Annotated in this window: 21 protein-coding genes and 5 pseudogenes; 14 read left to right on the top strand and 12 right to left on the bottom strand. The window is 62.5% G+C overall.

Annotation, left to right across the window (positions count from 1 at the left end; genetic code table 11):
- From NKJ12_RS29060 to NKJ12_RS29050, 3 genes are all read right to left on the bottom strand, one after another.
- Positions 1–496, bottom strand: a 496-nt coding sequence (locus NKJ12_RS29060) for an IS66 family transposase (protein WP_502905752.1), incomplete at its 3' end; no start/stop codon positions are given.
- A 73-nt stretch (positions 497–569) separates the two neighbouring features.
- Positions 570–914, bottom strand: coding sequence for an IS66 family insertion sequence element accessory protein TnpB (gene tnpB / locus NKJ12_RS29055; protein WP_352642448.1), 345 nt, complete (start codon positions 912–914; stop codon positions 570–572).
- Positions 911–1,291: a transposase gene (locus NKJ12_RS29050; protein ID WP_245274633.1), complete on the bottom strand. Its 381-nt coding sequence runs from the start codon at positions 1,289–1,291 to the stop codon at positions 911–913. Before NKJ12_RS29050 ends, tnpB begins: the two co-directional genes overlap by 4 nt.
- A 158-nt stretch (positions 1,292–1,449) precedes the next feature.
- Here NKJ12_RS29050 and NKJ12_RS29045 point away from each other — a divergent pair.
- Positions 1,450–1,959: pseudogene (locus NKJ12_RS29045) on the top strand (transposase); the annotation flags it as partial.
- A gap of 325 nt (positions 1,960–2,284) precedes the next feature.
- On the opposite strand, the gene NKJ12_RS29040 reads toward NKJ12_RS29045, so the two are convergent.
- From NKJ12_RS29040 to NKJ12_RS29030, 3 genes are read right to left on the bottom strand one after another with little or no spacing between them, the layout of a single operon-like run.
- Positions 2,285–2,791: a hypothetical protein gene (locus tag NKJ12_RS29040; RefSeq protein ID WP_352450763.1), complete on the bottom strand. Its 507-nt coding sequence runs from the start codon at positions 2,789–2,791 to the stop codon at positions 2,285–2,287.
- Positions 2,745–3,200 (bottom strand): helix-turn-helix domain-containing protein, encoded by a 456-nt coding sequence (locus tag NKJ12_RS29035; protein ID WP_023678227.1) that lies wholly within the window; start codon positions 3,198–3,200, stop codon positions 2,745–2,747. The genes NKJ12_RS29040 and NKJ12_RS29035 overlap by 47 nt, the downstream gene beginning before the upstream one ends.
- 14 nt (positions 3,201–3,214) lie before the next feature.
- The gene (locus tag NKJ12_RS29030; RefSeq protein ID WP_352450764.1) at positions 3,215–3,517 is read right to left on the bottom strand and encodes a DUF4258 domain-containing protein; all 303 of its coding nucleotides are present in this window, start codon (positions 3,515–3,517) and stop codon (positions 3,215–3,217) included.
- Positions 3,518–3,602: 85 nt separating this feature from the next.
- Here NKJ12_RS29030 and NKJ12_RS29025 point away from each other — a divergent pair, with 85 nt between their 5' ends.
- Complete coding sequence (locus NKJ12_RS29025) at positions 3,603–3,914, top strand: DNA -binding domain-containing protein (protein WP_502904485.1); 312 nt, start codon at positions 3,603–3,605, stop codon at positions 3,912–3,914.
- A gap of 32 nt (positions 3,915–3,946) precedes the next feature.
- Here NKJ12_RS29025 and NKJ12_RS29020 read toward each other — a convergent pair whose 3' ends face one another.
- Positions 3,947–4,552, bottom strand: coding sequence for a BRCT domain-containing protein (locus NKJ12_RS29020; protein WP_352450765.1), 606 nt, complete (start codon positions 4,550–4,552; stop codon positions 3,947–3,949).
- A gap of 38 nt (positions 4,553–4,590) precedes the next feature.
- Positions 4,591–5,103 carry an excalibur calcium-binding domain-containing protein gene (locus tag NKJ12_RS29015; RefSeq protein ID WP_352706830.1) on the bottom strand — a complete coding sequence of 171 codons (513 nt, stop codon included), beginning with the start codon at positions 5,101–5,103 and terminating at the stop codon, positions 4,591–4,593.
- On the opposite strand from NKJ12_RS29015, the gene NKJ12_RS29010 reads away from it, so the two are divergent.
- The 3 genes and pseudogenes from NKJ12_RS29010 (at position 5,012) to NKJ12_RS29000 (ending at position 6,066) form a co-directional block, all read left to right on the top strand.
- On the top strand, positions 5,012–5,215 hold the full coding sequence (locus NKJ12_RS29010) for a hypothetical protein (RefSeq protein ID WP_352450809.1): 204 nt from the start codon (positions 5,012–5,014) through the stop codon (positions 5,213–5,215). The genes NKJ12_RS29015 and NKJ12_RS29010 overlap by 92 nt on opposite strands.
- Positions 5,216–5,646: 431 nt before the next feature.
- A pseudogene (locus NKJ12_RS29005) lies at positions 5,647–5,763 on the top strand (KTSC domain-containing protein); the annotation flags it as partial.
- A pseudogene (locus NKJ12_RS29000) lies at positions 5,746–6,066 on the top strand (hypothetical protein). The pseudogenes NKJ12_RS29005 and NKJ12_RS29000, both read left to right, overlap by 18 nt.
- Positions 6,067–6,079: 13 nt before the next feature.
- Here the strand turns inward: NKJ12_RS29000 and NKJ12_RS28995 are convergent.
- From NKJ12_RS28995 to NKJ12_RS28980, 4 genes are all read right to left on the bottom strand, one after another.
- On the bottom strand, positions 6,080–7,777 hold the full coding sequence (locus tag NKJ12_RS28995) for an anti-phage dCTP deaminase (RefSeq protein WP_352450767.1): 1,698 nt from the start codon (positions 7,775–7,777) through the stop codon (positions 6,080–6,082).
- A gap of 1,327 nt (positions 7,778–9,104) precedes the next feature.
- Complete coding sequence (locus NKJ12_RS28990) at positions 9,105–10,322, bottom strand: MFS transporter (protein WP_352450768.1); 1,218 nt, start codon at positions 10,320–10,322, stop codon at positions 9,105–9,107.
- A gap of 57 nt (positions 10,323–10,379) precedes the next feature.
- Positions 10,380–11,816 (bottom strand): RNA polymerase factor sigma-54, encoded by a 1,437-nt coding sequence (gene rpoN, locus NKJ12_RS28985; RefSeq protein ID WP_352450769.1) that lies wholly within the window; start codon positions 11,814–11,816, stop codon positions 10,380–10,382.
- A gap of 69 nt (positions 11,817–11,885) precedes the next feature.
- Positions 11,886–12,419, bottom strand: coding sequence for a peroxiredoxin (locus NKJ12_RS28980; protein ID WP_352450770.1), 534 nt, complete (start codon positions 12,417–12,419; stop codon positions 11,886–11,888).
- A gap of 1,309 nt (positions 12,420–13,728) precedes the next feature.
- Here NKJ12_RS28980 and nifH point away from each other — a divergent pair.
- The 9 genes and pseudogenes from nifH to NKJ12_RS28935 form a co-directional block, all read left to right on the top strand.
- Positions 13,729–13,922, top strand: a pseudogene (gene nifH, locus NKJ12_RS28975) (nitrogenase reductase); the annotation flags it as partial.
- Positions 13,923–14,074: 152 nt separating this feature from the next.
- A complete protein-coding gene (locus NKJ12_RS28970; protein ID WP_352450772.1) occupies positions 14,075–15,277 on the top strand; it encodes a cytochrome P450 in 1,203 nt (400 codons plus the stop codon).
- A 94-nt stretch (positions 15,278–15,371) separates the two neighbouring features.
- Entirely contained in the window at positions 15,372–16,661 is a 1,290-nt protein-coding gene (locus NKJ12_RS28965) for a cytochrome P450 (RefSeq protein ID WP_352450773.1), read from the top strand.
- A pseudogene (locus tag NKJ12_RS28960) lies at positions 16,645–16,788 on the top strand (ferredoxin); the annotation flags it as partial. The gene NKJ12_RS28965 and the pseudogene NKJ12_RS28960, both read left to right, overlap by 17 nt.
- Positions 16,789–16,956: 168 nt before the next feature.
- A complete protein-coding gene (locus NKJ12_RS28955; protein ID WP_352450805.1) occupies positions 16,957–17,799 on the top strand; it encodes an SDR family oxidoreductase in 843 nt (280 codons plus the stop codon).
- The gene (locus NKJ12_RS28950) at positions 17,799–19,142 is read left to right on the top strand and encodes a cytochrome P450 (RefSeq protein ID WP_352450774.1); all 1,344 of its coding nucleotides are present in this window, start codon (positions 17,799–17,801) and stop codon (positions 19,140–19,142) included. The genes NKJ12_RS28955 and NKJ12_RS28950 overlap by 1 nt, the downstream gene beginning before the upstream one ends.
- Positions 19,143–19,296: 154 nt before the next feature.
- Positions 19,297–20,289, top strand: a complete 993-nt coding sequence (locus NKJ12_RS28945) for a polyprenyl synthetase family protein (RefSeq protein ID WP_352706837.1) — start codon at positions 19,297–19,299, stop codon at positions 20,287–20,289.
- Between the two features lie 148 nt (positions 20,290–20,437).
- Entirely contained in the window at positions 20,438–21,988 is a 1,551-nt protein-coding gene (locus tag NKJ12_RS28940; protein WP_352706824.1) for a hypothetical protein, read from the top strand.
- On the top strand, positions 21,985–22,887 hold the full coding sequence (locus NKJ12_RS28935; RefSeq protein WP_352706822.1) for a terpene synthase family protein: 903 nt from the start codon (positions 21,985–21,987) through the stop codon (positions 22,885–22,887). The genes NKJ12_RS28940 and NKJ12_RS28935 overlap by 4 nt, the downstream gene beginning before the upstream one ends.
- The last annotated feature ends 2 nt before the right edge of the window (positions 22,888–22,889 follow it).

Here is a 22,889-nt window from a genome sequence, read left to right as displayed (position 1 = left end):
GGAACTTCGCCGGGGTGACATCGAGCCGTTCGGAGACGTCCTCGCCGATCAGGATCTTTTCCAGCGCTTCGCAGCCAGCAGGCGTTTCGGGCTCGATGACCACCTCGACCCGTTCGAGATGGGCCGCAAAGCCTTTGCGAGGACGCGGAGCGCGCTTCGCTTTCGAGCCGCCCGCAGACTTCTCCATCTGCGCTTGGATGGCCGCCACGCCGGTTTCGATCTCGTCGAAGACCAGCGCATACTGCTCCTCGCTCAGCGCACCGGCCCGCAACCTTTCGGAGCGGCTGCCGAAGCGCGCCCGCTCCAGCATCTTCACCACCGCCGTCAGGCGTGCGATCCGCTCCTCGGCGCTCTTGTTGACCAACTCGAGATGCGTATTGTGGGCTTCGAGATCGGCATTACGCTCTTCCAGACCGGCGGCTTTTTCGGCCATGGCAACAACCATCGCCTTGAGCGCGTCAACGTCGTCCGGGAGCGCGAGATCGGGTGCCGACATGGCCAAAATCAGAGCATATTCGCGGGCAATTTTCCCGCTTTTTCAGATCCCTGATTCATCATGCCGCAGGGTTTTACCCAACCGATTGCGGCCGCCTGACGGTCTCCGTTCGAACCCGTTTCCAGTCCATTCCGTCAACCAGAGCCATGAGCTGAGCATGATTGAGCTGGACCCGGTGGTGGCCGATCCGCGGCCAGCAGAACTTCGCCTCATCCAGCCGCTTGGCATAAAGACACACGCCGCTGCCGTCCCACCAGACGATCTTGATCCTGTCGGCTCTTTTGGCGCGGAAGACATAAAGTGCGCCGTTGAATGGATCCGAGCCGGCATCGCGCACCAGTGCCAAAAGGCCGTCGGGACCTTTTCTAAAATCGACGGGATGACTGGCGAGCAACACCTTCACGCCAGCCGGGATCATGCCTGGCGAACCGCCCGGATAATCCGCACCAGCTGCTCCTCATTGATATCGGCACCGGCGCGAATGACCACGCCACCCAGCTCGATCTCCACCGACGCAGACGCTGTCGGCGTGACCTCGACAAAGCCGAGCCGCTCCGCATCCCTGTGTGGCGTGACCGCACCGCTCTTGATCGCCTTGCTCCGCCAGCCGAACAGCTGGGCCGGCGCCATCCCCGCCTGTCTGGCAATGGCCGATACATTCGCGCCCGGCTTCAGTGTCGCCTCGATCAGCCGCGACTTCGCTTCCGCCGACCAGCGCCGGCGCGGACGCTGCGGGCTTGCCTCCAGTCGGTTGGCAACCGCTTCAAGAACATGGAAACTTCTATCATCAGGCATAGGCGCAGACATAGAAATTGACACTGCAAGCTCCTCGGCTCCTTGCTTCAGTGTCAGTATGTCTCGCTCATCACCTCAAGCCGCGCCAGATGGGGTCAGCTTGGCGCTTACGAGCTACGGATGGGCCGAGCCGATCTATGCTCGAAGTTCTGTCGGAGGCTCAGCGACTACACCGCCTGGATGAGCAGTTGCGCGCCGTCGTGCCAACTTGGTCCATGGCGCGAGTCGTTGAGGCCTATCAGGCCATGCGCGGCGCCTCGTTCCTGGTCGCAGTGATATTTGCGGCCGAGATTGGGGATGTGCGTCGCTTCGATACGCCGCCGCAGCTGATGGCCTTTCTCGGCCTTGCCCCGGGGGAGCGCTCGACCGGTGACACGGTTCGCCGGTCGAGCCTTACGCTCGCCGGCAATCGACGCGCCCGCCGCGCCCTGGTCGAAGCGGCATGGACTTACCGCTATCCTGCCAGGGTCAGTGAGACCCTGAGGGTGCGGCTCGAGGGGCTGCCCAAGGCCGTCCGCGATATTGCCTGGAAGGGGCAGCTCCGGCTCTGCGCCCGCTATCGTCGCCTCAGCGCCGCCGGCAAGAAGCCGCCGGTGGTCGTGGCTGCGATCGCACGCGAGATGGCCGCCTTCTTGTGGGGCATCGGCCGGGAGGTCGCGCCGTCATAGCCGGTCTCGACCCAACCCGCTGCACAGTGTTGGGGGTGGGGCCACGGTGGGGAACTCCCGTCGCTAGTTATGTGGCCAAGCCGATGCGCCCGACGCCCGCCCTCTAGACCGAGGACAGCCCCGAGACGAAGATACGGAAGGCCGGTACCCAACCCGCGGATGAGAGTCTGATCAACCGTCGTCTCTGAGCTCCACCCCCAGCCCTGTGCAGCTTCAGCCGGTCCGACTGCTTCGCAAACCTGCCAAGCAGGCGAGCCTTCTTGCCTTCAACCTTGACAGGGAACATGAGAGACTAGTCTAGTAACGCGTCGGGCGAATACGCGCTTTAGGCACCACCGTCTCCTGCCGGCACGAAGCCAATGCGAAATGCCTTAGCTTTGATCTTCGGCAATTCGGTGAGAAGCAGGCTGGTTTGCGTATGGTGTTGGATGAGCGTAACAGACTGACCGCGTTCGTTGACGCCATGGAACTCTAAAATGTCCGGCGGCGAGCACGCAAATGACCGGAGATGAATTGGGCTATCTTGGCCACCAACAACGGTCAACCCGAGTTCGCTTTCCAGTCCCAAATTCTTCTCAAATTGCTCGATCATGTCCGCAATTCGCTTGTGCATGAAGACTGCGGGATTGGCTTCTCGCCATCTCCTTTCCTCCAACTTTTTTAGGGCGGCGCCGGCATCTGGAATCTCCGCCGGAAGAAGCATTGTGCTGACTAACGGCAAAACTGGCCTCGGCATCGAATTCTCCGCGATAAGAAAAACCCCGGCGCAGAGGCCGGGGCAAAGACTACGCTGCGGCACAGCCTTGCGGCTGCCATCCGTGGTCGGTTTCACAAAAGCGCCCTGTCGGTGCTTCGATCTGGTCGAGTTCTGCAAGCCGATCAATCATGCGACGAATGCGGCTGCTCTTGTTAGTATACTCGGAATAGAGGGCGCGCAGGAGCAAGTCGGCGGAGCCATTCATCGGCTTCGTCCGGGCCTTTTCCCACCGCCGCACAGCTTGCTCGTCGGCCCCTAGGATCCCGGCGAGGTTCTTTTGCGTAGTATCCATTTCTAGGCGCAGGAAACGAAGCTCTGCGCCATTTAGAGGCTTGGGGAGCGATATGACCCATTGACCGATCGCCCTGTGGAGGCCTTCGGTATCTTGAATCGAAACACCGACTCCGTAAGCCGTATCGTGCCTTGTGTATCCGTTCTCGAGCCAAACATTGTCGAGACCGCTTTCGGTATAGTGGTAAGCCATCTCTTCACCCGTTCCTAAAACACCGTGATCACGATCAGAGATTTTCCCCAATCAATTGCCACGACGCATTCCATTTCTTCTCCTGCAGCGTGCCGGTACATATTGACTTGCCAATGCCCCTTCGCATTCATCACTGGACCTTCGCAGATCGTACCCCGCTGCACGCAGAGTTCGACCTGCCTCCGAGAAATGCTCCGCTGTCGTCCGCGCTTGCGGGCGTGTGCAACGATCACAATATTGTTCGTGTCAGCCGCCAGCTGCCGAATCATCTTCAACGCAAGCGGCACCGTAAGCGTCAGCGGTATAATCTCGGCCATGCGCCTATCAATATGATAGGTAGTGGCCTCTAGTCAATGCTCTCCTTTCGTTAAAGTTCCGTAACCTTAAACGGCGAGTCGCTTTTTGCAGCTGGCATCAACTGGGTTAGAAAAGCGTCGATGCGCAAATGTCTGCTCGACTCTGACGTCCGATGAGGCTCCCACTTCTTCGGTTCTGACCGGATACGACGAAGAGCGTCTGCTTACCTACATTCGCCTGCTCGACGCCGCGGCCGAGGAGGCGGACTGGCGAGAGGTCGCCAGGATCGTCCTGCATATCGATCCTGAGAAGGAACCGGAGCGGGCATTCAGGGCTTGGGAGACGCATCTCGCCCGCGCCCGGTGGATGACGACGAACGGCTACCGATATCTGCTGGCGGGCGGTGCGCCGCACTGAAAACTTGGCCCGATCGTTTGGCAAAGGACACCTCAGAGAAAGCTGGCCCAGTGACTTTCGGCGACGATCGAGATTGGCAATCCTTGGTCGCGCCAGCCGGTAGCCTTGACGATTTTATCCCCAAATGAAGAATGCTTCCACGATTCGGTGGCATAGGCGCCTATAACCAAAACTTCTGTTTTCTGGCTCAGACCTCCCGCGAAGGCTCCGCGATCTGCGATGGCCTGTTCGCAATGCTTCCGCTGGCCAAAATTGAATGTGCCTGTGAAGCAGTACAACCGGCCGACGAAAGTCAAAGTCGGGGCCGGATCGCAGAGTGGCAGCGACGTCGGCTTTAGCACTTCTCCGCGTTCGAAATTACGATTCGAGAAGCTGTTTAGCGTATCCACAAGTTGCGCGTGTTCATCGGAATCGAGCACGCCGTCTTGAAGGATATCATTGATGCGCCGGTACAAGGTTCGGATGATTGGTTGATTACTGATCTCCACATTCGCCGCCAACCATTTTTGAAGGAACTCGACCTCGGCCTTGTTGATGGTTCCATCTGCGGCCAGGCCACGGGCGAGCCCTATGAGTTCGTCGACCTGACGCGACGAGATACGGTCGCCGCCAACGCGATTGTAGAATTTCTCGTCCATTAATACGTCCCCCCGAGGGCCGCGGCCCATTGTCGTTCCTAACAGAGCGTCTCGCACGCCCTTCCGTCGCCATCGCGGTCCAGCTTGCCGCCCCACGGGCAATTGCCGAGATACCATTGCGCCTCGTCGCACGGGCTGATTTTCGAGCAAGTTCGCCGCGGCTGGCATGAGTAGCTTTGCGCCACTTGCCGGCCGCCGACGATGCCGAGCGGCTGGCTGATCGCCGGCTGCGCCTTTTCTGCGTGCTCTACCCGCCAAACCCACGGCGCCTCGAAATCGCCAGCCCAAAGACCGATTTTCGCCGCCTCCGCTCTCGCCTGCTGCGGTGCATATGCGCCCTGGCTGTAGCTAGGCCAATCAAGAGCCTGGCCGTTCTCCACCAGCCACGAGGCAACGCTTCTGCCCTCGGCCCGCGAGCAGTCGGCAACAAAGCGGCCGTAGCGGTCCCAAGCGACGAAAGTGCACCGGAGCGGCCTCGAGGGCTGCCAGGAAGGCGTCAAGGGCGCCGGCGGACTTCGCACCGCACTGGTAGCGGAAGCCCTTGGCGTCATCGCACCGTTGCGCGGCCTCCGGGGCGTCGATTCCACTGAAACGGATACGCTGGCCGTGAATTTCGATCGTACCGCCGCCGATAACGTCGGCCGAGCGCTGGTTCGACCATAGCATCGGTAATGCCGATGGTATCTTTTCGGTCGAGCAGCGGAAGCAATCCCCGCTATTGGAGCGGGAGCCGGGCCGATCCATTTCGACACGGCTTTTTGGAAACGATCGGTGTGCTGCAGGAAGTACTGTGTCGCCAATGCGGCCACTGCCGCGATGGTAACATACACCAGCCGCATCGGCACGCCCGAGAGCGGTCGGGCACGATACCGCCTTACGCCAGGGCGCTTCCGCCACTGGCCAGACCGATTGTCATACCGAGATTTGTCCAAGTCCCCGCTCCCCTCGGGAACAATGCGTTCTTTGCTCCGGAGAGTCCAGTGGCCTTCACGGTTGCGCGGGCAGGTGCGTGACAAGGGCGTTCGGCTTGGTGGTCATGAAGCCATAGACCTCGTAGTCCCTGGGACCTCCTGGACCTTGCGCATCCCGCCGTCATGCCATCCACCTCGATACGCAAAACGGAATACGATCTGGATCGCACAATCCTTTCGGTGTGGTTCGTCGCCAGCGGCAAACGATACGAATTTGAAGATGTGCCGCCGGAGACCTTTGCCGAGTTCCGAGGCCCGGTCGTTGCTGCCGGCCTCGCTGGGGGCGTCCTGCGCGCTCTGTCGCGCCACCGCTACAAGATACGCGCATGGTGGGGTCGCCGATCTGCGGCGCCCTGGCGGCTGCCCTATCTGACGCTGCCGGTAGTGAATTACTTCCGCGCCACAGGGTTGCCGATTCCGGCGACCGACGACGACACAACAACGCTCGCCGCGGCGTTCCTGATCGGGGTGTCGGCAATGTGGATCTCGGACATCCTGTTCGAATTCATCGTGCGGAAGTTCAGACCGGCGGCGGAGGAGTGAATCGGCAGCTGGGTCACTGGGCCGCAATATTTTCTGTGTCTGCTGTCGTCTTGTCGATTTCATCCGACTCGGACTGCTCTGATTTGACCACTATACCTAGCTCCTCAGCCACTGCTATTAGGGAGGAGTATATAGCGGACTCTTCATCGTAAATGTACGACGGGCCTTTATCTTCGAGCAAAGGCATAGGCTCTCCTTTGTACCATTCAGCAACTTTCCCATCAGCAGAGCGTCTCGAACCTTTTTCAAATATGTCTCGATACCTGCGGGGCGAAATACCCACGAAATGCTCAAATAAAACGCGTCGTTCATTCTTTTCATCAAGGACAGCAGAGTCCTCGTGAAACTCCAGGGCCTTACTTTTTGGGTACGGTTCGATGAACACAACCCGCTTTAAACCTGATGCAATTATGTGCTTCGCGCAGTTGTGGCATGGAAAGGTTGTGACAAAGATGGTCGCGCCGCCTGTTGGCCGACCCAAGCGCGCCGCATCGCAGAGTGCCGTCATCTCGGCATGGGTCATTCTCCCGAATTCCGTGATATCGGAAATCGAGGCTGCCTTAATTCGCTTCCGGACGGCCGAGTCGGCATAAAGCGCTTCGGCTGTTGCGCCATCCTTCAAAACAGATGCCTCCTCCAAAGTTCGAAGGAAGTTGAAAATAATTCGGTTCTTTTCGGTTCGATTTACGTCGACCCCATCATCATAGTCCCTATGGGGATCATCGTCTTCGGTCCAATAGGTGCCGCCACCAAATTTCGGCACCTCGTTGCAGCCCAACGCAATAATTTCCCCTTTGGAAGAAAACACTGCCGCCCCGACCTGGCGTGCAAGGTCCAGCGAACGAAGAGATGCGGAGGCAGCCATGTATGCCCCATACTCATCTTTGTTTGGGCTGATCGAGTTTTTTCCAAAAAAAGCCTGAACAAAACGGTCGATGGTTCGAGAGATACTCTCTTCGTTTCGCCCATGAATAAAAGTATCTCCCATATGGAACACCTCTTCAATCCGTTGCCCATGCACGTCGGAACGCTCGTACATATCTGTCTCAACGAGAGTTTCGGCCGCTTCAGCACAACTGCTTGGGCTCAGATTAGGATTGCTTAGCGCGATGGTCCGCTCCAGATTCTTGCGCCTTTCCTTCTCACTGAGGTGCACCGAAATCTGAATGAACTTGCGTCCGTAAACCTTCCGGAGCAGCAATATCTCCTCGGCTCTTTTCAACTGTCGCAGGATGTAAGCGCTCTTTTCGACAGGTAGTCGCTGAGGTTGAGCAGAAGGGTGATCGGGTCCCCAGTGGACAGAACGCAACCGTCGGATGTCATTTATGGCAAGAGCGGCCAAAGCAGCATCGTTGGCGCATTTTAAACGCACCGCATTTGCGTATTGGATTCGTGATTGATAGTGGCTCACTGGATCGCCGCCGTCGGCGACTTCACCCCCGTCCACAGCTATATCCTTCATGAGACCAGTCAGTCTTATGACCTGCGGACGATATCCTACCGAAACCAACGCTTCTTCAAGTTTGCGCGTGACGATGTTCATGTCGACCCCAATAGGCCCCACCAACCCGAAGACCAATTCTGGCCAGTCGGTGGAGTCGCGGACTTCCGCGCCGGATACAATCATCACTTTTCCCCCCCGAGCCCAACAAATCGCTTGTTCGTAGGACCGGAAGGATTCATTAATCGGAATCGCGGAGGAATCAATCATGGCTGAGAGTTTTAAAGGAGCGTCGGTGGCACACGGTACAGTGAAGCAGCACTCGAGTGAGCTCCAAAATAGTCTTCGGTTGGTTGCAAAATCGCTGAGCAGCCGCCCGCAGGAGCTTCGCGGCCCTTTTGTAATTCGTTCTGTATCCAGCGCGCTGCCAAAGACGAAATGAGTTCGTGATATCGACCAGCCCGCCGCATCCAAGTTGCGGCGGGTTTTTGCGTGGCGATGAACTAGGAACGCTACTCCGATCGTTGATGGTTTTTGATCGAGCCGCGGTCGTGCCAGGCAAGCTGTCGAAACATTCCAACTGCCGGTTGGTAGACGCAGCCGCCTATGAGCATAGGTTCTACGATCACGTGCACCGGGCACACCACCCCGCCCACACCCCCGTGCCTGGTGAACGACTGATCACCCGCCGTGCCGAAAGGTGCGGCGGGCGGTTCCCGATCGCCGGGTTTTGTCGGCGCTCAGACCAGAGGCACGTCGCAGCGCGAGCGCAGTTTCTACCTAGTGGAAGTCAATCTTTTTTGATGACTGCGAGGTGTGTCTTTGGAGACTGATGAGCGCAGGCGTGTCGATCTTCGACGCTATGCGCCTAGCGAGTTCCCGCAATTCGAAAAAGCCGTCAATACTCATTAGGCTCAACGGTTGGCCTGACGAAGTGTCCCACCGCAAAGGTGCTTTGTCTTGCCTGTACGAAGATCCGTTCATCTCGCAAATGGCATCGTAAATCGCCTGTGCGATCGACATTTCGGCAAGGATACGCTCTGCATCTTTTTGGCTATTCACGAAAAGTTCCCCCAAATCCGCGCTCCCCTTAGCCGGTTTCATTAGAAGCCGCTAGATTACCCGGATGTGACACCTCGGATAAAATCGATTGATATGGCGGAGGGAGCACGCCGGGCTTTTTGTCTGGCCGTATGTACGCGATGAAAAATCGACGTTTTTGTTGCTGCAGCCCGGCGCCCGCCGGCTCGAGTTCATTCCGCCGATGGAGCCAAAGCTGGTCGCCAAGCCGCCCGGTGGCGAGTCACCGGCGTTCTGACGGGCATGGCCGGCGCGTAGCTGTCGCTCGCCCAGAATGCCGGCTTGTCGTCAAGGATATGACCGCCAGCAACGCGCTGGCAGCGCTCATCGTCGCCAAGTGGAACCGGTGCCAGCGAGATTCGTGTGTCTGGCGGCGAAGGTCGCCATGGCCCGGAGGTGAAGCCGGCGAGGCGCTTGCGCTGGTCCATGCGTAATCATGCGGAGGATCGCGCCGCGCCGTGCATGCGATTGCATCTCTCGTCCCGCTGCGCTGCTGAGGCCTCTTCTGTCAGGCGGTCTAGGTTTCCCGCTTCGGGCCGAGCAGGAACACTGTCAGGGCGGCGAGGAACGTGGCAACAGCACTGTAGGCAATGGCACTGGTAATCCCGGCATTGTCCACCAATAGTCCGCCGAAAATCGCGCCGGCTGCGATTGCCACTTGGAACGCTACGACCATCAGCACACCGGCGCTTTCGGCCTGCTCGGGAGCGGCGCGCCGCACCATCCACGTCTGCAATCCCACCGGCACCGCGCCGAAAGCAAAGCCCCACGCGGCAACCGCAATCGCCGAGGCCGAGGCCGATGCTCCCGCCGTCAGCAGCGAAACAGCGGCTATCGCTATGAGCAGCGGTGCAAGGGCAGCGACTGCCTTGAGACTGAACTCGGCCAGAAGCCCGCCGGCCAAATTGCCGAAGAATCCGCCGATGCCAAAAGCAAGCAACACAAGCGAGATCGTTTCGACATCCAGCGCGGGAATCTTCTCGAGGAAGGCGCGGATATAGGTGATTCCGGCGAAGTGGCCGGAAGCGACCAGCAGGATGACCAAAAGCGCAATTTTGACCATCGGAATCTTGGCCACATCCAGCAGGCTGCGGAAGCTAGCCACTCCAATCGGAGGCAGTCTCGGAATAGTTATGAGTTGCACGAGCAGTGTAGCGGCGCCGCCGGCTGCGGCGAGCACGAAGGCGCTTCGCCATCCCCAGATATCGCCGACATAAGCGCCGATTGGAGCTGCGCAGACGGTAGCTACGGAAACGCCGGTGAGGATGATCGACATGGCGCGCGGCAGGAAGTGGCTTGGAACGAGCCGCATCGCCAGTGCTGCCGACATCGACCAGAAGCCTCCGAGCGCTATGCCGAGCACGACGCGTGCAGTCAGGAGAGCCGCCAGCGACCACGCGCCGGCCGCCAGAACGTCCGACAGGATCAGCAGCAGCGTCATGGTCCACATGACGGTCCTGCGGTCCAGGCGCTTTGTGATGATGGCCACCGTCGGCGCCGAGATCGCCCCGACGATAGCTGTTGCCGTCATCGCCTGTCCAGCCGCTCCCTCGCTGATACCGAGATCATGCGCGAGGGGCGTGAGCAGGCTGACAGGCAGAAACTCTGCCGTGACCAGCCCGAAGGTGCCCAAGGAAAGCGCAATGACCGCACCCCATGCGGGACCAGACGGTGGGACGGGCTTTTCTGGGTCGTGCAGAACAGCGTCCATGACGCCTGCTGCGGATTGGGTCATGAACGAAGTCTCCACTTTGATGCAATGCAACGTGATGTTGGCTGCCTTGACCCAAATCTAAAAACACAAGCGCATTTCCCGGCGGCGTTGCACGGAGGAGGGGATGTTCATTGCTTCGCGATATTTTGTGACGGTGCGGCGCGCAACATCGATGCCGGTTTCCTTCAGCCGGACAGCGATGTCCTCATCGGAAAGCACGTCGCCGGGAGATTCTGCGGCAATGATCGCTTTGATCCGATGCCGGACAGCTTCGGCGGAGTGCGCATCGCCGCCTTGGCAGGACGCGATCGCGACGGTGAAAAAATACTTCAGTTCAAAGACTCCGCGCGGGGTAAGCATGTACTTGTTCGAGGTCACCCGGCTTACCGTCGACTCGTGCACGCCGATCGCGTCAGCGACGGTTCTGAGATTGAGAGGCCGCAGGTGGGCGACGCCATGTTCCAAAAAGGCATCCTGCTGACGCACGATTTCAGCCGCAACCTTAACAATGGTCTTGGCGCGCTGATCGAGGCTGCGGATCAGCCAGGTCGCGTTTTGCAAGCATTCGTCGAGAAATGCTTTATCTTTCGAATTTTGGGGAGTTTGACGCGACACTTCGGCATAGTAGCTTTGGTTGATCAGCAGCTTTGGCAGTGTGGCGGGATCAAGTTCGATCTGCCACCCGCCTTGCGGCGAGGGCGTGACCCAGACGTCGGGTATGATTGATTCAGACGCACCGGATTGGAATCGGTTCCCAGGCTTGGGATCGAGCGCCCGAATCTCATGCATCATGTCGAGAAGGTCTTCTTCATCGACGCCGCAATGCTGCTTCAGTGCCTCAAAATCGCGTCGCGCAAGCATTTCAAGATTGGCAACCAAAGCTGCCATTGCCGGGTCGAGCCGATTTCGCTGGCGCAACTGAATCTCGAGGCATTCTCTGAGACTTCGCGCAAAAACTCCCGGTGGATCAAATTGCTGCAAGGTTCCGAGAACCCGTTCCACAACAGCCTCATGGACATTCAGGCTCTCGGCCAGCTCCAAAAGGTTTGCCCGAAGATAGCCAGTGTCTTCCAGATCGGCGGCAAGCTGGCCAGCGATCAGCCGCTCCTGTGGTGTGAACGCAGTGAGGGCGATCTGACGAGCGACATGGTCGTGCAATGTTTCGGCGAGGGTGGCAAACTCGTCGAGGGAAGGGCCATTGCCCGGCGGGTTGTTGGTCGTGTTGCCGAGTGATTTCCATTGCCCGAGCCGTTCAGCCGACCCTGCCCCGGTCGGTCCTTCAACGGCGTTTGCGCCAGGGCCGACAGGCTGATCCGCTCCCGAAATCGAGACGTCGTCAAAAGGCCCGCCATCGCTTGATGCAGATTCCAAAAGCGGGTTCTTCTCGATTTCCCGCTCCACGAACTGATGCAGTTCAGTATGCGCCAGTTGCAGCAGGCGAATCGACTCAATGAGTTGAGGCGATGCGACCATGGATTGCTTCTGGCGCTGAAGCAGGCTTGCTGAGGATTGCATGGTGAGCGCGAAAATCCTGTCGAGGAGCCTCTTGGGGCCGGCAATGGCACCACTGAGACGTATTCTAGGTCATGCGGCGGCTTTCAGCGTTTCGAGAACGTTTTGCGGGGACGAGACGCCATAGGGGTCGGCCTCGCAGTTGTCGGAGAAACCTTCCTCCTCGAACCAATGCTCCACCACGCCATTGTTGATCAGGGCGGCGTAGCGCCAGGAGCGCATCCCGAAGCCGAGATTGTCCTTGGCGACCAGCATGCCCATTTTGCGTGTGAACTCGCCTGAGCCATCGGGGATGAGCTCGACCTGCTTCAGACCCAAGGACTTCCCCCACGCATTCATGACAAAGGCGTCGTTGACTGAGAGGCAGTAAATCGCGTCAATTCCCTCCTTCTCAAACTCATCATAGAGCTCTTCGAACTGGGGCAATTGGTAGGTCGAGCAGGTCGGCGTGAAGGCGCCAGGCAGCGAGAACAGGATGACCCGCTTGCCGGCAAAGTAGTCGTCAGATGTCTTTTCTTGCCAGCGATATGGATTTGTCCCCTGGACTGACTTATCGTGAACACGCGTGAGAAAGGTGACGAAGGGAACTTTCTTTTGAACTGTCATCAACTTGCTCCTAAAGAAGAAAACTGGCGCTGAATTCTGGCAGAGGCTGGCGCAATACCGAGCAAAGGCTCGTATGCCCGGCACGGAATGAGGACCTCGCGGCTCGCAACCTCCTTTTTCCCTCCCGACGTATAGGAAGGTCTTGGCGGCTGGTCTTGGCCACCCGAACGCAATCGATCTGAGCGAGCTGGACACCGTCGAGCCGCTTGGTTCCCCCGGCTATGGCGCCGGAAGCGGGATCGGTCACTCGCGATCGTGCGTTTGGAAAAGGGATAGCGGCCGGAAGTAGCCAATATCGCAAGCATGTGGGGGCCTGAAATGTCACTTCACGCAGACTCGGGTCACTGGACTGGTTCAGCGTGTTGTCGATATGTGGCAGTGACCCGCCGGCCTTGGCTTGGGTGACCCTTTGACGGGGCTCTTGGGCACTCACATGCTGAACAGAACCGGTAAACGGCATTTGCGCGAGCGGCCCGTGTTGGCGTGCCGGCATCGGACCAGCCATGCGCAAAGCGGCCACCGAGAACGGCCTTCCGGAGGAGACGGTGTCCCGATGTTCAGCGGGAACGGGCATCGTCTCCTCAGGCCACTGTCTAGAGCTTCGCGCGTCGGGCATGGTGCAAGTCGCTTTCATCGTGATTTGATGGTGCTCTAACCAGGAGCAGCAAGCGGCGTGCCATTTCAAATAGAGGTGCTGTTGGACCGCCCCCTTCTTCTCGGAGGCCGTGTCTTAGAAGATCGGGCGCGCGCTATACCGCCTCGTCACACAGGCAACAACGATGCTGTAGGGTGCGGATATTCGGCGCTTCAGCCCCGGCTGGGCAAAGAAGAACCGAAAGCGGAGCCGATGCACTACCTGAGGCTGGCGGGCACTCCAGTCATTGCGTAGCGTGTGCCGCTAGCGTTCATGGGTGCGCAGGCCCGGCTATCGCGAACACGCGCCTGTCGCAGCAACATGAGCGCGCGCTCTTGGGCAAGCGCCCTGGCGCCGTGAGGATCGAATTCCCAATCGTGTCTGTTTGCCGCCCTCTTATGTTCGAAACTGGACCAGAATGTCGCAAGCCCGACCTAAAGGTCGCCCGAGGCGTTCTGTCCGACACTGTTCCGTCGCCTTTGTTGGCCCGCGACACCGGCCTATTTCGCCTAGCTCTTCTCTGGCCTCAGGCTAGGCCGCTGAGAAGCTGCCACAATTTTTTTCTGCTGCGGCCAAATTGGCACGAGATTTGAAGCACCTTCGTTGCTGGCCGGGAGCCGCCGACCGACTTTCATTTCGTGGATGACACGAATGGAACGAAGAAAGAAAAGCAAAATGTCAAATCCGCATCAGATAGCATTCTATGGGAAGGGGGCCTCGGCGAAACCGCCCCCTACCAAACAGGCTCGCCGCCCTTGTCGACCCTTGCGCCGGAAATCTTGATGGCCGGCTGCGACTCAAAGGCCCGCCACACTCGCCTTATCCTGAACTCGAAGGCGCAGGATAACGTTCTGCATCTCGCCGCGCGGTATGCCTAGGCAGTTACACGTTGGCCGACCTTGATAATCGAATCGGCTACGCTGCGGAGGACGTCGTCTACATGCCTTCCTAAGCCATTCGCTGCCCGCAGCGCCTGCCGGTCACCTTCCGCCCTTCCATCGCTTAGAGATCAAGTGCCACCATGTCCGAACAACCCTTGCCGACGCTGCCGATGTGGCGCGTCGATCACATCGAGCCCTCGCCCGAGATGTTGGCGCAACGCGCCAACGGTCCGATCCACCGCGTGCGCTTCCCGTCCGGGCACGAAGGCTGGTGGGTGACAGGCTACGATGAAGCCAAGGCGGTGCTGTCCGACGCGGCGTTCCGGCCCTCGGGAATGCCGCCGGCGGCATTCACCCCGGATTCGGTGATTCTCGGATCACCGGGGTGGTTGGTCTCGCACGAGGGGGGCGAGCATGCCCGGTTACGCACGATCGTGGCGCCGGCCTTCAGCAACCGCAGGGTGAAGCTGCTCGAGCAGCAGGTCGAGGCGATCGCCGCGCAGTTGTTCGAGACACTGGCGGCCCAGCCCCAGCCCGCCGACCTGCGGCGCCACCTCTCCTTTCCACTTCCGGCCATGGTCATCAGCGCGCTGATGGGCGTGCTCTACGAGGATCACGCCTTTTTCGCCGGGCTGTCCGACGAGGTGATGACGCACCAGCATGAAAGCGGCCCGCGCAGCGCGTCGCGCTTGGCCTGGGAAGAACTGCGCGCCTACATTCGCGGCAAGATGCGGGACAAGCGCCAGGATCCTGGCGACAACCTGCTGACGGACCTGCTCGCGGCGGTCGACCAGGGCAAGGCGACCGAGGAAGAGGCGATCGGCTTGGCGGCGGGCATGCTGGTGGCGGGGCACGAGAGCACCGTCGCGCAGATCGAATTCGGCCTGCTGGCCATGTTCCGCCATCCGCAACAGCGCGAACGCCTGGTCGGCGATCCATCCCTGGTGGACAAGGCGGTGGAGGAAATCCTGCGCATGTACCCGCCGGGCGCGGGCTGGGACGGCATCATGCGCTATCCGAGTACCGACGTGACTATCGCGGGCGTGGAAATTCCTGCGGAGAGCAAGGTGCTTGTCGGCCTGCCGGCGACGTCGTTCGATGCGCGCCATTTCGACGACCCGGAAAACTTCGACATCGGACGCGACGAAAACCCGCACCTGGCGTTCTCCCATGGGCCGCACTACTGCATCGGCGCGGCGCTGGCCAGGCTGGAACTCAAGGTGGTGTTCGGTTCGATCTTCCAGCGCTTTCCCGCGCTGCGCCTGGCCGTGGCGCCCGAAGAACTGAAGTTGCGCAAGGAGATCATCACTGGCGGGTTCGAGGAGTTCCCGGTGCTCTGGTGATGGGCGGACGCCGCCGGGAATCGCGATCTTCTCCGCAATTTGCCGTCGCGCCTGGCGCGCGCCGGTCAGATCAGCCAGCCAACAGGTAACCAATATGGACTTGCAAGAAACCACGGCAGCATGCCGGGACGCCTTCGCCGAACTGGCGTCGCCAGCGTGCATCCACGACCCGTATCCGTTCATGCGGTGGTTGCGCGAGCACGATCCGGTGCATCGCGCGGCGTCGGGCCTCTTTCTGTTGAGCCGCCACGCCGACATCTACTGGGCGCTCAAGGCCACGGGCGATGCTTTTCGGGGGCCGGCGCCAGGCGAACTGGCGCGCTATTTCCCGCGTGCGGCGACCAGCCTGTCGCTAAGTTTGCTGGCGTCCACTTTAGCGATGAAGGAACCTCCGACGCATACGCGTCTGCGCCGGCTGATCTCGCGCGATTTCACCATCGGCCAGATCGACAACCTGAGGCCGACCATCGCTCGCATTGTCGCAGCGCGCCTGGACGGCATGGCGCCCGCACTGGAGCGCGGGGAGGCAGTGGACCTGCATCGGGAATTCGCGCTGGCCTTGCCCATGCTGGTTTTCGGCGAACTGTTCGGCATGCCCCCGGACGACATTCTCGGGCTCGTCACCGGCATCAGCGCCATTCTGGAAGGCCTGAGCCCGCACGCCAGCGATCCCCAACTCGCCGCGGCGGACGCGGCCAGCGCCAGGGTGCAGGCCTACTTCGGCGACCTCATACAGCGCAAGCGCACGGATTCCCGCCACGACATCGTGTCAATGCTGGTCGGCGCACGCGACGACGATGCCGAGACGCTGTCGGATGCGGAATTGATCAGCATGCTCTGGGGCATGCTGCTGGGCGGCTTCGCCACCACTGCCGCGGCCATCGGCCATGCGGTCCTGGCGGTGCTGGCGTATCCCGAACAGCGGCACTGGCTGAAGGGAGATGCCGTGGGGGTGAAGGCATTCGTCGAAGAAGCCCTGCGCTACGACGCGCCCGCCATGTTCAGCTCCATTCCGCGTATCGCCCAGCGCGACATCGAACTGGGCGGCGCGGTGATCCCGAAGAACGCGGACGTGCGCGTGCTGATCGCGGCCGGCAATCGCGACCCGGACGCCTTCGCCGATCCCGACCGCTTCGATCCCGTGCGGTTCTATGGCACCAGTCCTGGCATGTCGATCGACGGGAAGATCATGCTGACCTTCGGCCACGGCATCCACTTCTGCCTTGGTGCGCAACTGGCCCGGGTGCAGTTGGCCGAAAGCCTGCCGCGGATCCAGGCACGCTTCCCCACGCTGGCATTGGCCGAGCAGCCGACCCGGGAGCCTTCCGCGTTCCTTAGGACGTTCCGCGCGCTGCCGGTGCGGCTGCATGGGCAGGAGGGCTGAGATGCGCGTCCTGGTCGATCAGGATCTGTGCGGAACTACCGGGCAGTGCGTGCTGACGCTGCCGGGCACCTTTCGCCAGCGCGAACCGGACGGCGTGGCCGAAGTGTGCGTGGCGACGGTCCCGCAGGCGCTGCACGCCGCCGTGCGGCTTGCGGCCAACCAGTGCCCGGTCGCCGCCATTCGGGTCATCGAAAGCGACGCGGGCGATGACGAGCGCGCCAGCGCCGACCCTGCGCCTTCTCCGGCGGAGGCCGAGCGGCATGCTGCGAAAGACCAATGCAATTCAGGAGACACGATGGGACGGTTTGAAGGCAAGGTGGCCGTGGTGACCGGCGCCGGCGCCGGCATCGGCAAGGCATGCGCTCTCGCCATCGCGCGCGGGGGCGGCAGAGTGGTGGTGGCCGACATTGATGGCTCGGCGGCCATCGCCTGCACCGCGCAGATCGCGGCCGAAGCAGGCCACGCGCTGCCCATAGCCATGGATATCGCCGATGAGCAGGCGGTGGCAGCGCTGTTCGAGACGGCGGAGCGGCACTTCGGGGGGGTCGACCTGCTGGTGAACAATGCGAGCGCCATGGATCTGACCCCGCGCGACCGCGCGATCCTCGACCTGGACCTGGCAGTCTGGGACCAGACCATGGCGACCAATCTGCGCGGCACGCTGCTCTGCTGCCGGCAGGCCATCCCACGGATGATCGCCCGCGGCGGTGGCGCGATCGTCAACATGTCGTCGTGCCAGGGGCTCAGCGGTGACACGGCGCAGACGTCCTACGCCGCGTCGAAGGCGGCGATGAACATGCTCTCGGCTTCGCTCGCCACCCAATACGGTCATGCGCAGATCCGCTGCAACGCCGTTGCGCCGGGTCTCGTCATAACCGAGCGTCTCCTCGCCAAGCTGGACGAGTGCATGCAACGGCATCTGCGCCGGCACCAGCTCCTGCAGCGCGTCGGCCGCCCCGAGGACGTGGCCGCGCTCGTGGCGTTCCTGCTCTCCGACGATGCTGCGTTTATCACAGGCCAGGTCGTGTGCATCGATGGCGGCATGCTGGCGCATGTGCCGACATACGCCGACGGTGGCAACAGCTGCGCCGCGCGCCCTGCCGGCGACACCGAATCGGCGGCGGCGGCGCGCTGCTGATGGACATGCTGCTCAACCCACTCAACCGTCGGCACCGGCTGCGATGCGACATCCCGGTCATGCCTGGCGCTTTCCCCCTGGTCGGGCATCTTCCCGCCATTGTCTGCGACCTGCCGCGCCTGCTGCAGCGCGCAGAACGGACGCTGGGCAGCCACTTCTGGCTGGATTTCGGCCCTGCTGGACACTTGATGACCTGCGTGGATCCGGATGCGTTCGCACTGCTCCGGCACAAGGACGTGTCTTCGGCGCTGATCGAAGAGATCGCGCCCGAATTGCTTGGCGGAACGTTGGTTGCCCAGGACGGCGGCGCGCACCGGCAGGCGCGTGATGCGATCAAGGCGGCGTTCCTGCCCAAGGGGCTGACCCAGGCCGGCATCGGCGACCTGTTCGCGCCCGTCATCCGGGCGCGGGTGCAGGCGTGGCGCGACCGCGGCGAGGCAACCATCCTGCGCGAAACCGGTGACCTGATGCTCAAGCTCATCTTCAGCCTCATGGGAATCCCCGCGCAGGACCTGCCGGGATGGCATCGCAAGTACCGGCAACTGCTGCAGTTGATCGTCGCGCCCCCGGTCGACCTCCCCGGACTGCCCTTGCGGCGCGGCCGCGCCGCCCGCGACTGGATCGACGCGCAGTTGCGCCAGTTCGTCCGCGACGCGCGGGCGCACGCCGCGCGCACCGGGTTGATCAACGACATGGTGAGCGCCTTCGACCGCAGCGACGATGGGCTCTCCGATGACGTCCTGGTCGCCAATATCCGCTTGCTGCTGCTTGCCGGTCACGACACCACTGCCTCGACGATGGCCTGGATGGTGATCGAGCTGGCGCGGCAGCCTGTGCTGTGGGACGCCCTGGTCGAGGAGGCGCAACGCGTGGGCGCGGTGCCGACCCGGCACGCGGATCTGGCGGAGTGTCCGGTCGCCGAGGCGCTGTTCCGCGAGACGCTGCGCCTGCATCCGGCGACCACGCTCCTGCCGCGTCGCGCCCTGCAGGAATTGCAACTCGGCCAACGGCGCATTCCCGCGGGCACCCATCTGTGCATCCCGCTGCTGCATTTCTCGACCTCGGCGCTGCTGCACGAGGCGCCTGATCAGTTCCGCCTGGCGCGGTGGCTGCAACGCACGGAGCCGATCCGGCCGGTGGACATGCTGCAGTTCGGTACCGGCCCACACGTCTGCATCGGCTACCACCTGGTATGGCTGGAAATGGTGCAGTTCTGCACCGCCTTGGCGCTGACCATGCACCAGGCCGGGGTGCGGCCGCGGTTGCTGAGCGGCGTCGAAAAAGGCCGGCGGTATTACCCGACCGCACATCCGTCCATGGCAATCCGCATAGGCTTCTCATGAGCTGGCATCGCATGCCCCGTGTGGCGAGGCAGCGGCGCCGGCGAGGCGCGGCATTGCTGCACTCAGCGCACGCGCTCGGTGCGACGCCGGCAACACCGCTGCGGCTTGGCGCTCGCTGTGGCCATCTCGTGTCAGGTACAAGGACATGAAAAACATGCAGACCGGTTCCACGCTACACGACGACCGAACTGGCGTTTCCGCGCTCGGCGGATTGGGCGCGCAGGCGCGCGGCGCATCCGGCAGGCTGCTGCCGGAGATCTGGATGCAGGACGGCGCAAAGCGGGTCGAACAGGCGCTGGCGCGTCTTCTCTGCGCCGAAGACGACGGTGAGACCGAGCTGATGGCGGCGATGCGCTACGCCACCTTGCATGGCGGGAAGCGCACCCGCGCCTTGCTCTGTCTGGCTGCCGGCGCACTGGCCGACACGCCGGCGCACATGCTCGACGACGTCGGCGCCGCCATCGAGATGATGCACGCCTGTACCCTGGTCCACGACGACCTGCCCGCGATGGACGACGACGTGCTTCGCCGCGGCCTTCCGACCGTGCACGTCAAGTTCGGCGAAGCCACTGCGATCCTGGTCGGCGATGCGCTGCAGGCGCACGCCTTCCTGACCCTGGCGAGCCTGGATGCGCCGGGCGACAACCGTATCGCGCTCGTGCGCGAACTGGCGCAGGCCGTGTCCGCCGAGGGTGCCGCAGGCGGGCAGGCCATGGATCTGTCGCTGGTCGGAAAGCACGCCGAGCTGGACAGGATCGTGGCGATGCACCGGATGAAGAGCGGAGCGCTAGTGCGCGCGTCCGTTCGCATGGGCGCGCTATGCTCCATCGCGGAGGATGCCGCGCACGCTGCGCTGTACTGTGCGCTCGATCGCTACAACGCCTGTTTCGGCCTGGCGTTGCAGGTGATCGACGACATTCTCGACGCGACAGCGGATACCGCGACGCTGGGCAAGACCCCCGGCAAGGACGCGGCGGCGCAGAAGCCGACCTGCGCGTCGATCATGGGGCTGCAGGCAGCGCGCCAGTTCGCGCTGGATTTGTTGCGCGACGCCGGGGAAGCCATCGCCCCGCTGGGGCCGCGTGCGGAACGGTTGGCGCAGATACTGCAGCGGGCCAACGGGTATCTGTTCAAGCCATGCGCATGAGCACGCCCGTCCACATGGAGTCGCCCCTGTGCCGCTGCGATCGGCCGGCGGCAGCGGTGCATGCTGCACTGTGCCCGAGTCCGCGGCGATGTGCGCGGCGTCTGCCGATCCTGGTTCTCGTCAACCGTCTGCAGAAGGAACATCCCGCGTGAACGCGCTGTCCGAACAGATCCTTTCCGAATTGCGCCACCTGCTGAGCGAGATGAGCGACGGCGGCAGCGTCGGTCCGTCCGTCTACGACACGGCGCGAGCTCTGCAGTTCCACGGCAACGTCACCGGTCGGCAGGACGCATACGCGTGGCTCATCGCGCAGCAACAGGCCGATGGCGGATGGGGAAGTGCGGACTTCCCGCTGTTCCGCCATGCGCCCACGTGGGCGGCGTTGCTGGCATTGCAGCGTGCCGATCCTCTTCCCGTCGCTGCCGACGCAGTCCAGGCTGCAACCCGGTTCCTCGAGCGCCAGCCCGATCCCTACGCACATGCGGTGCCGGAAGATGCGCCGATCGGCGCGGAGCTGATCCTGCCGCAGTTGTGCGGTGAGGCCGCATCCTTGCTGGGCGGCGTGGCGTTTCCGCGCCACCCGGCGCTGTTGCCGTTGCGGCAAACGTGCCTGGTCAAGCTGGGGGCGGTGGCGACGTTGCCGAGCGGCCATCCGTTGCTGCACTCCTGGGAAGCCTGGGGGACGTCGCCGACCACCGCATGCCCGGATGACGACGGCAGCATTGGCATCAGTCCGGCGGCCACCGCCGCGTGGCGTGCGCACGCCGTGACACAGGGAAGCACGCCGCAGGTCGGGCGCGCCGACGCGTATCTGCAGGCGGCATCGCGGGCGACGCGCAGCGGCATCGAAGGTGTCGTTCCCAACGTCTGGCCGATCAATGTGTTCGAGCCATGCTGGTCGCTGTACACCCTGCATCTGGCCGGGCTGTTCTCGCATCCCGCGCTCGCCGAGGCGGTGCAAGTGATCGTCTCGCAGCTCGACGCCCGCCTGGGCGTGCGCGGTCTGGGCCCGGCCTTGCACTTCGCGGCCGATGCGGACGACACCGCCGTTGCGTTGTGCGTCCTGCGCCTTGCAGGCCGCGACCCGGCGGTCGATGCGTTGCACCATTTCGAAATCGGCGAGCTGTTCGTCACCTTCCCCGGCGAGCGCAATGCCTCGGTGTCGACCAACATCCATGCCCTGCATGCGTTGCGAATGTTGGGAAAGCCCGCCGCCGGCACCAGCGCCTACGTCGAGGCCAATCGCAACCCGCACGGTCTATGGGACAACGAAAAATGGCACGTTTCGTGGCTGTATCCCACCGCGCATGCGGTCGCTGCGCTGGCGCAAGGCAAGCCCCAGTGGCGCGACGAGCGCGCGCTGGCGGCGCTCATGCAGGCGCAGCGCGATGACGGCGGCTGGGGCGCCGGTCGCGCGTCCACATTCGAGGAAACCGCCTATGCGCTGTTCGCGTTGCACGTGTTGGACGGGAGCGAAGAGCCGACAGGGCGCCGGCGCGTCGCGCAGGCGGTGGCGCGTGCGCTGGAGTGGATGCTCGCCCGCCATGCGGCGCATGCATTGCCGCAAACGCCGCTGTGGATTGGCAAGGAACTGTATTGCCCCACCCGAGTGGTGCGCGTGGCCGAACTCGCCGGCTTGTGGCTGGCGCTTCGTTGGGGGCGGCGCGTCCTGGCTGAGGGAGCAGGAGCGGCGCCATGATCCAGAACGAACGCGCGCTGCAGCAGGTGCTGGAGTGGGGGCGTTCCCTGACCGGGTTCGCCGACGAGCATGCCATGGAAGCGGTCAGGGGCGGCCAGTACATCCTGCAGGGCATCCACCCGAGCCTGCGCGACACCAGCGCCCGCACCGGCCGCGATCCGCAGGACGAAACGCTGATCGTGGCGTTCTATCGCGAACTGGCGCTGCTGTTCTGGCTCGACGACTGCAACGACCTTGGCCTGATCGCGCCGGAACAGATCGCCGCGGTGGAGCAGGCGCTGGGGCAGGGCGTGCCGTGCGCGCTCCCCGGATTCGAGGGCTGCGCTGTGCTGCGCGCTTCGCTGGCCGCGCTCGCCTACGATCGTCGCGACTATGTTCAGCTTCTCGACGATACCCGGTGCTACTGCGCGGCGCTGCGCGCCGGACACGCGCAGGCGGCAGGGGCGGAACGCTGGTCCTACGCCGAGTACCTGCACAACGGCATCGATTCGGTCGCCTACACGAACGTGTTCTGTTGCCTGTCGTTGCTGTGGGGGCTGAACATGGCGACCTTGCGCGCGCGTCCGGCGTTTCGCCAGGTCCTGCGGCTCATCTCCGCGATAGGGCGCCTGCAGAACGATCTGCATGGCCGCGACAAGGACAGGTCGGCCGGCGAGGCCGACAACGCGGCGATCCTGCTGCTGCAGCGCTATCCGGCTATGCCTGTGGTGGAGTTCCTCAACGACGAGCTGGCCGGCCATACGCGCATGCTGCACCGGGTGATGGCGGAAGAACGCTTTCCCGCGCCGTGGGGACCGTTGATCGAGGCCATGGCGGCCATCCGCGCGCAGTACTACCAGACCTCGAACAGCCGCTACCGCAGCGACGCTGCGGGGGAAGGCCAGCGTGCGCCGGCCTGAAC

It is taken from the genome of Mesorhizobium sp. M0195 (assembly GCF_040322115.1).
Taxonomy (GTDB): Bacteria; Pseudomonadota; Alphaproteobacteria; order Rhizobiales; family Rhizobiaceae; genus Mesorhizobium.
Note: the sequence above shows the minus strand (reverse complement) of the source record. Positions and strands in the feature narration are given on the sequence as shown.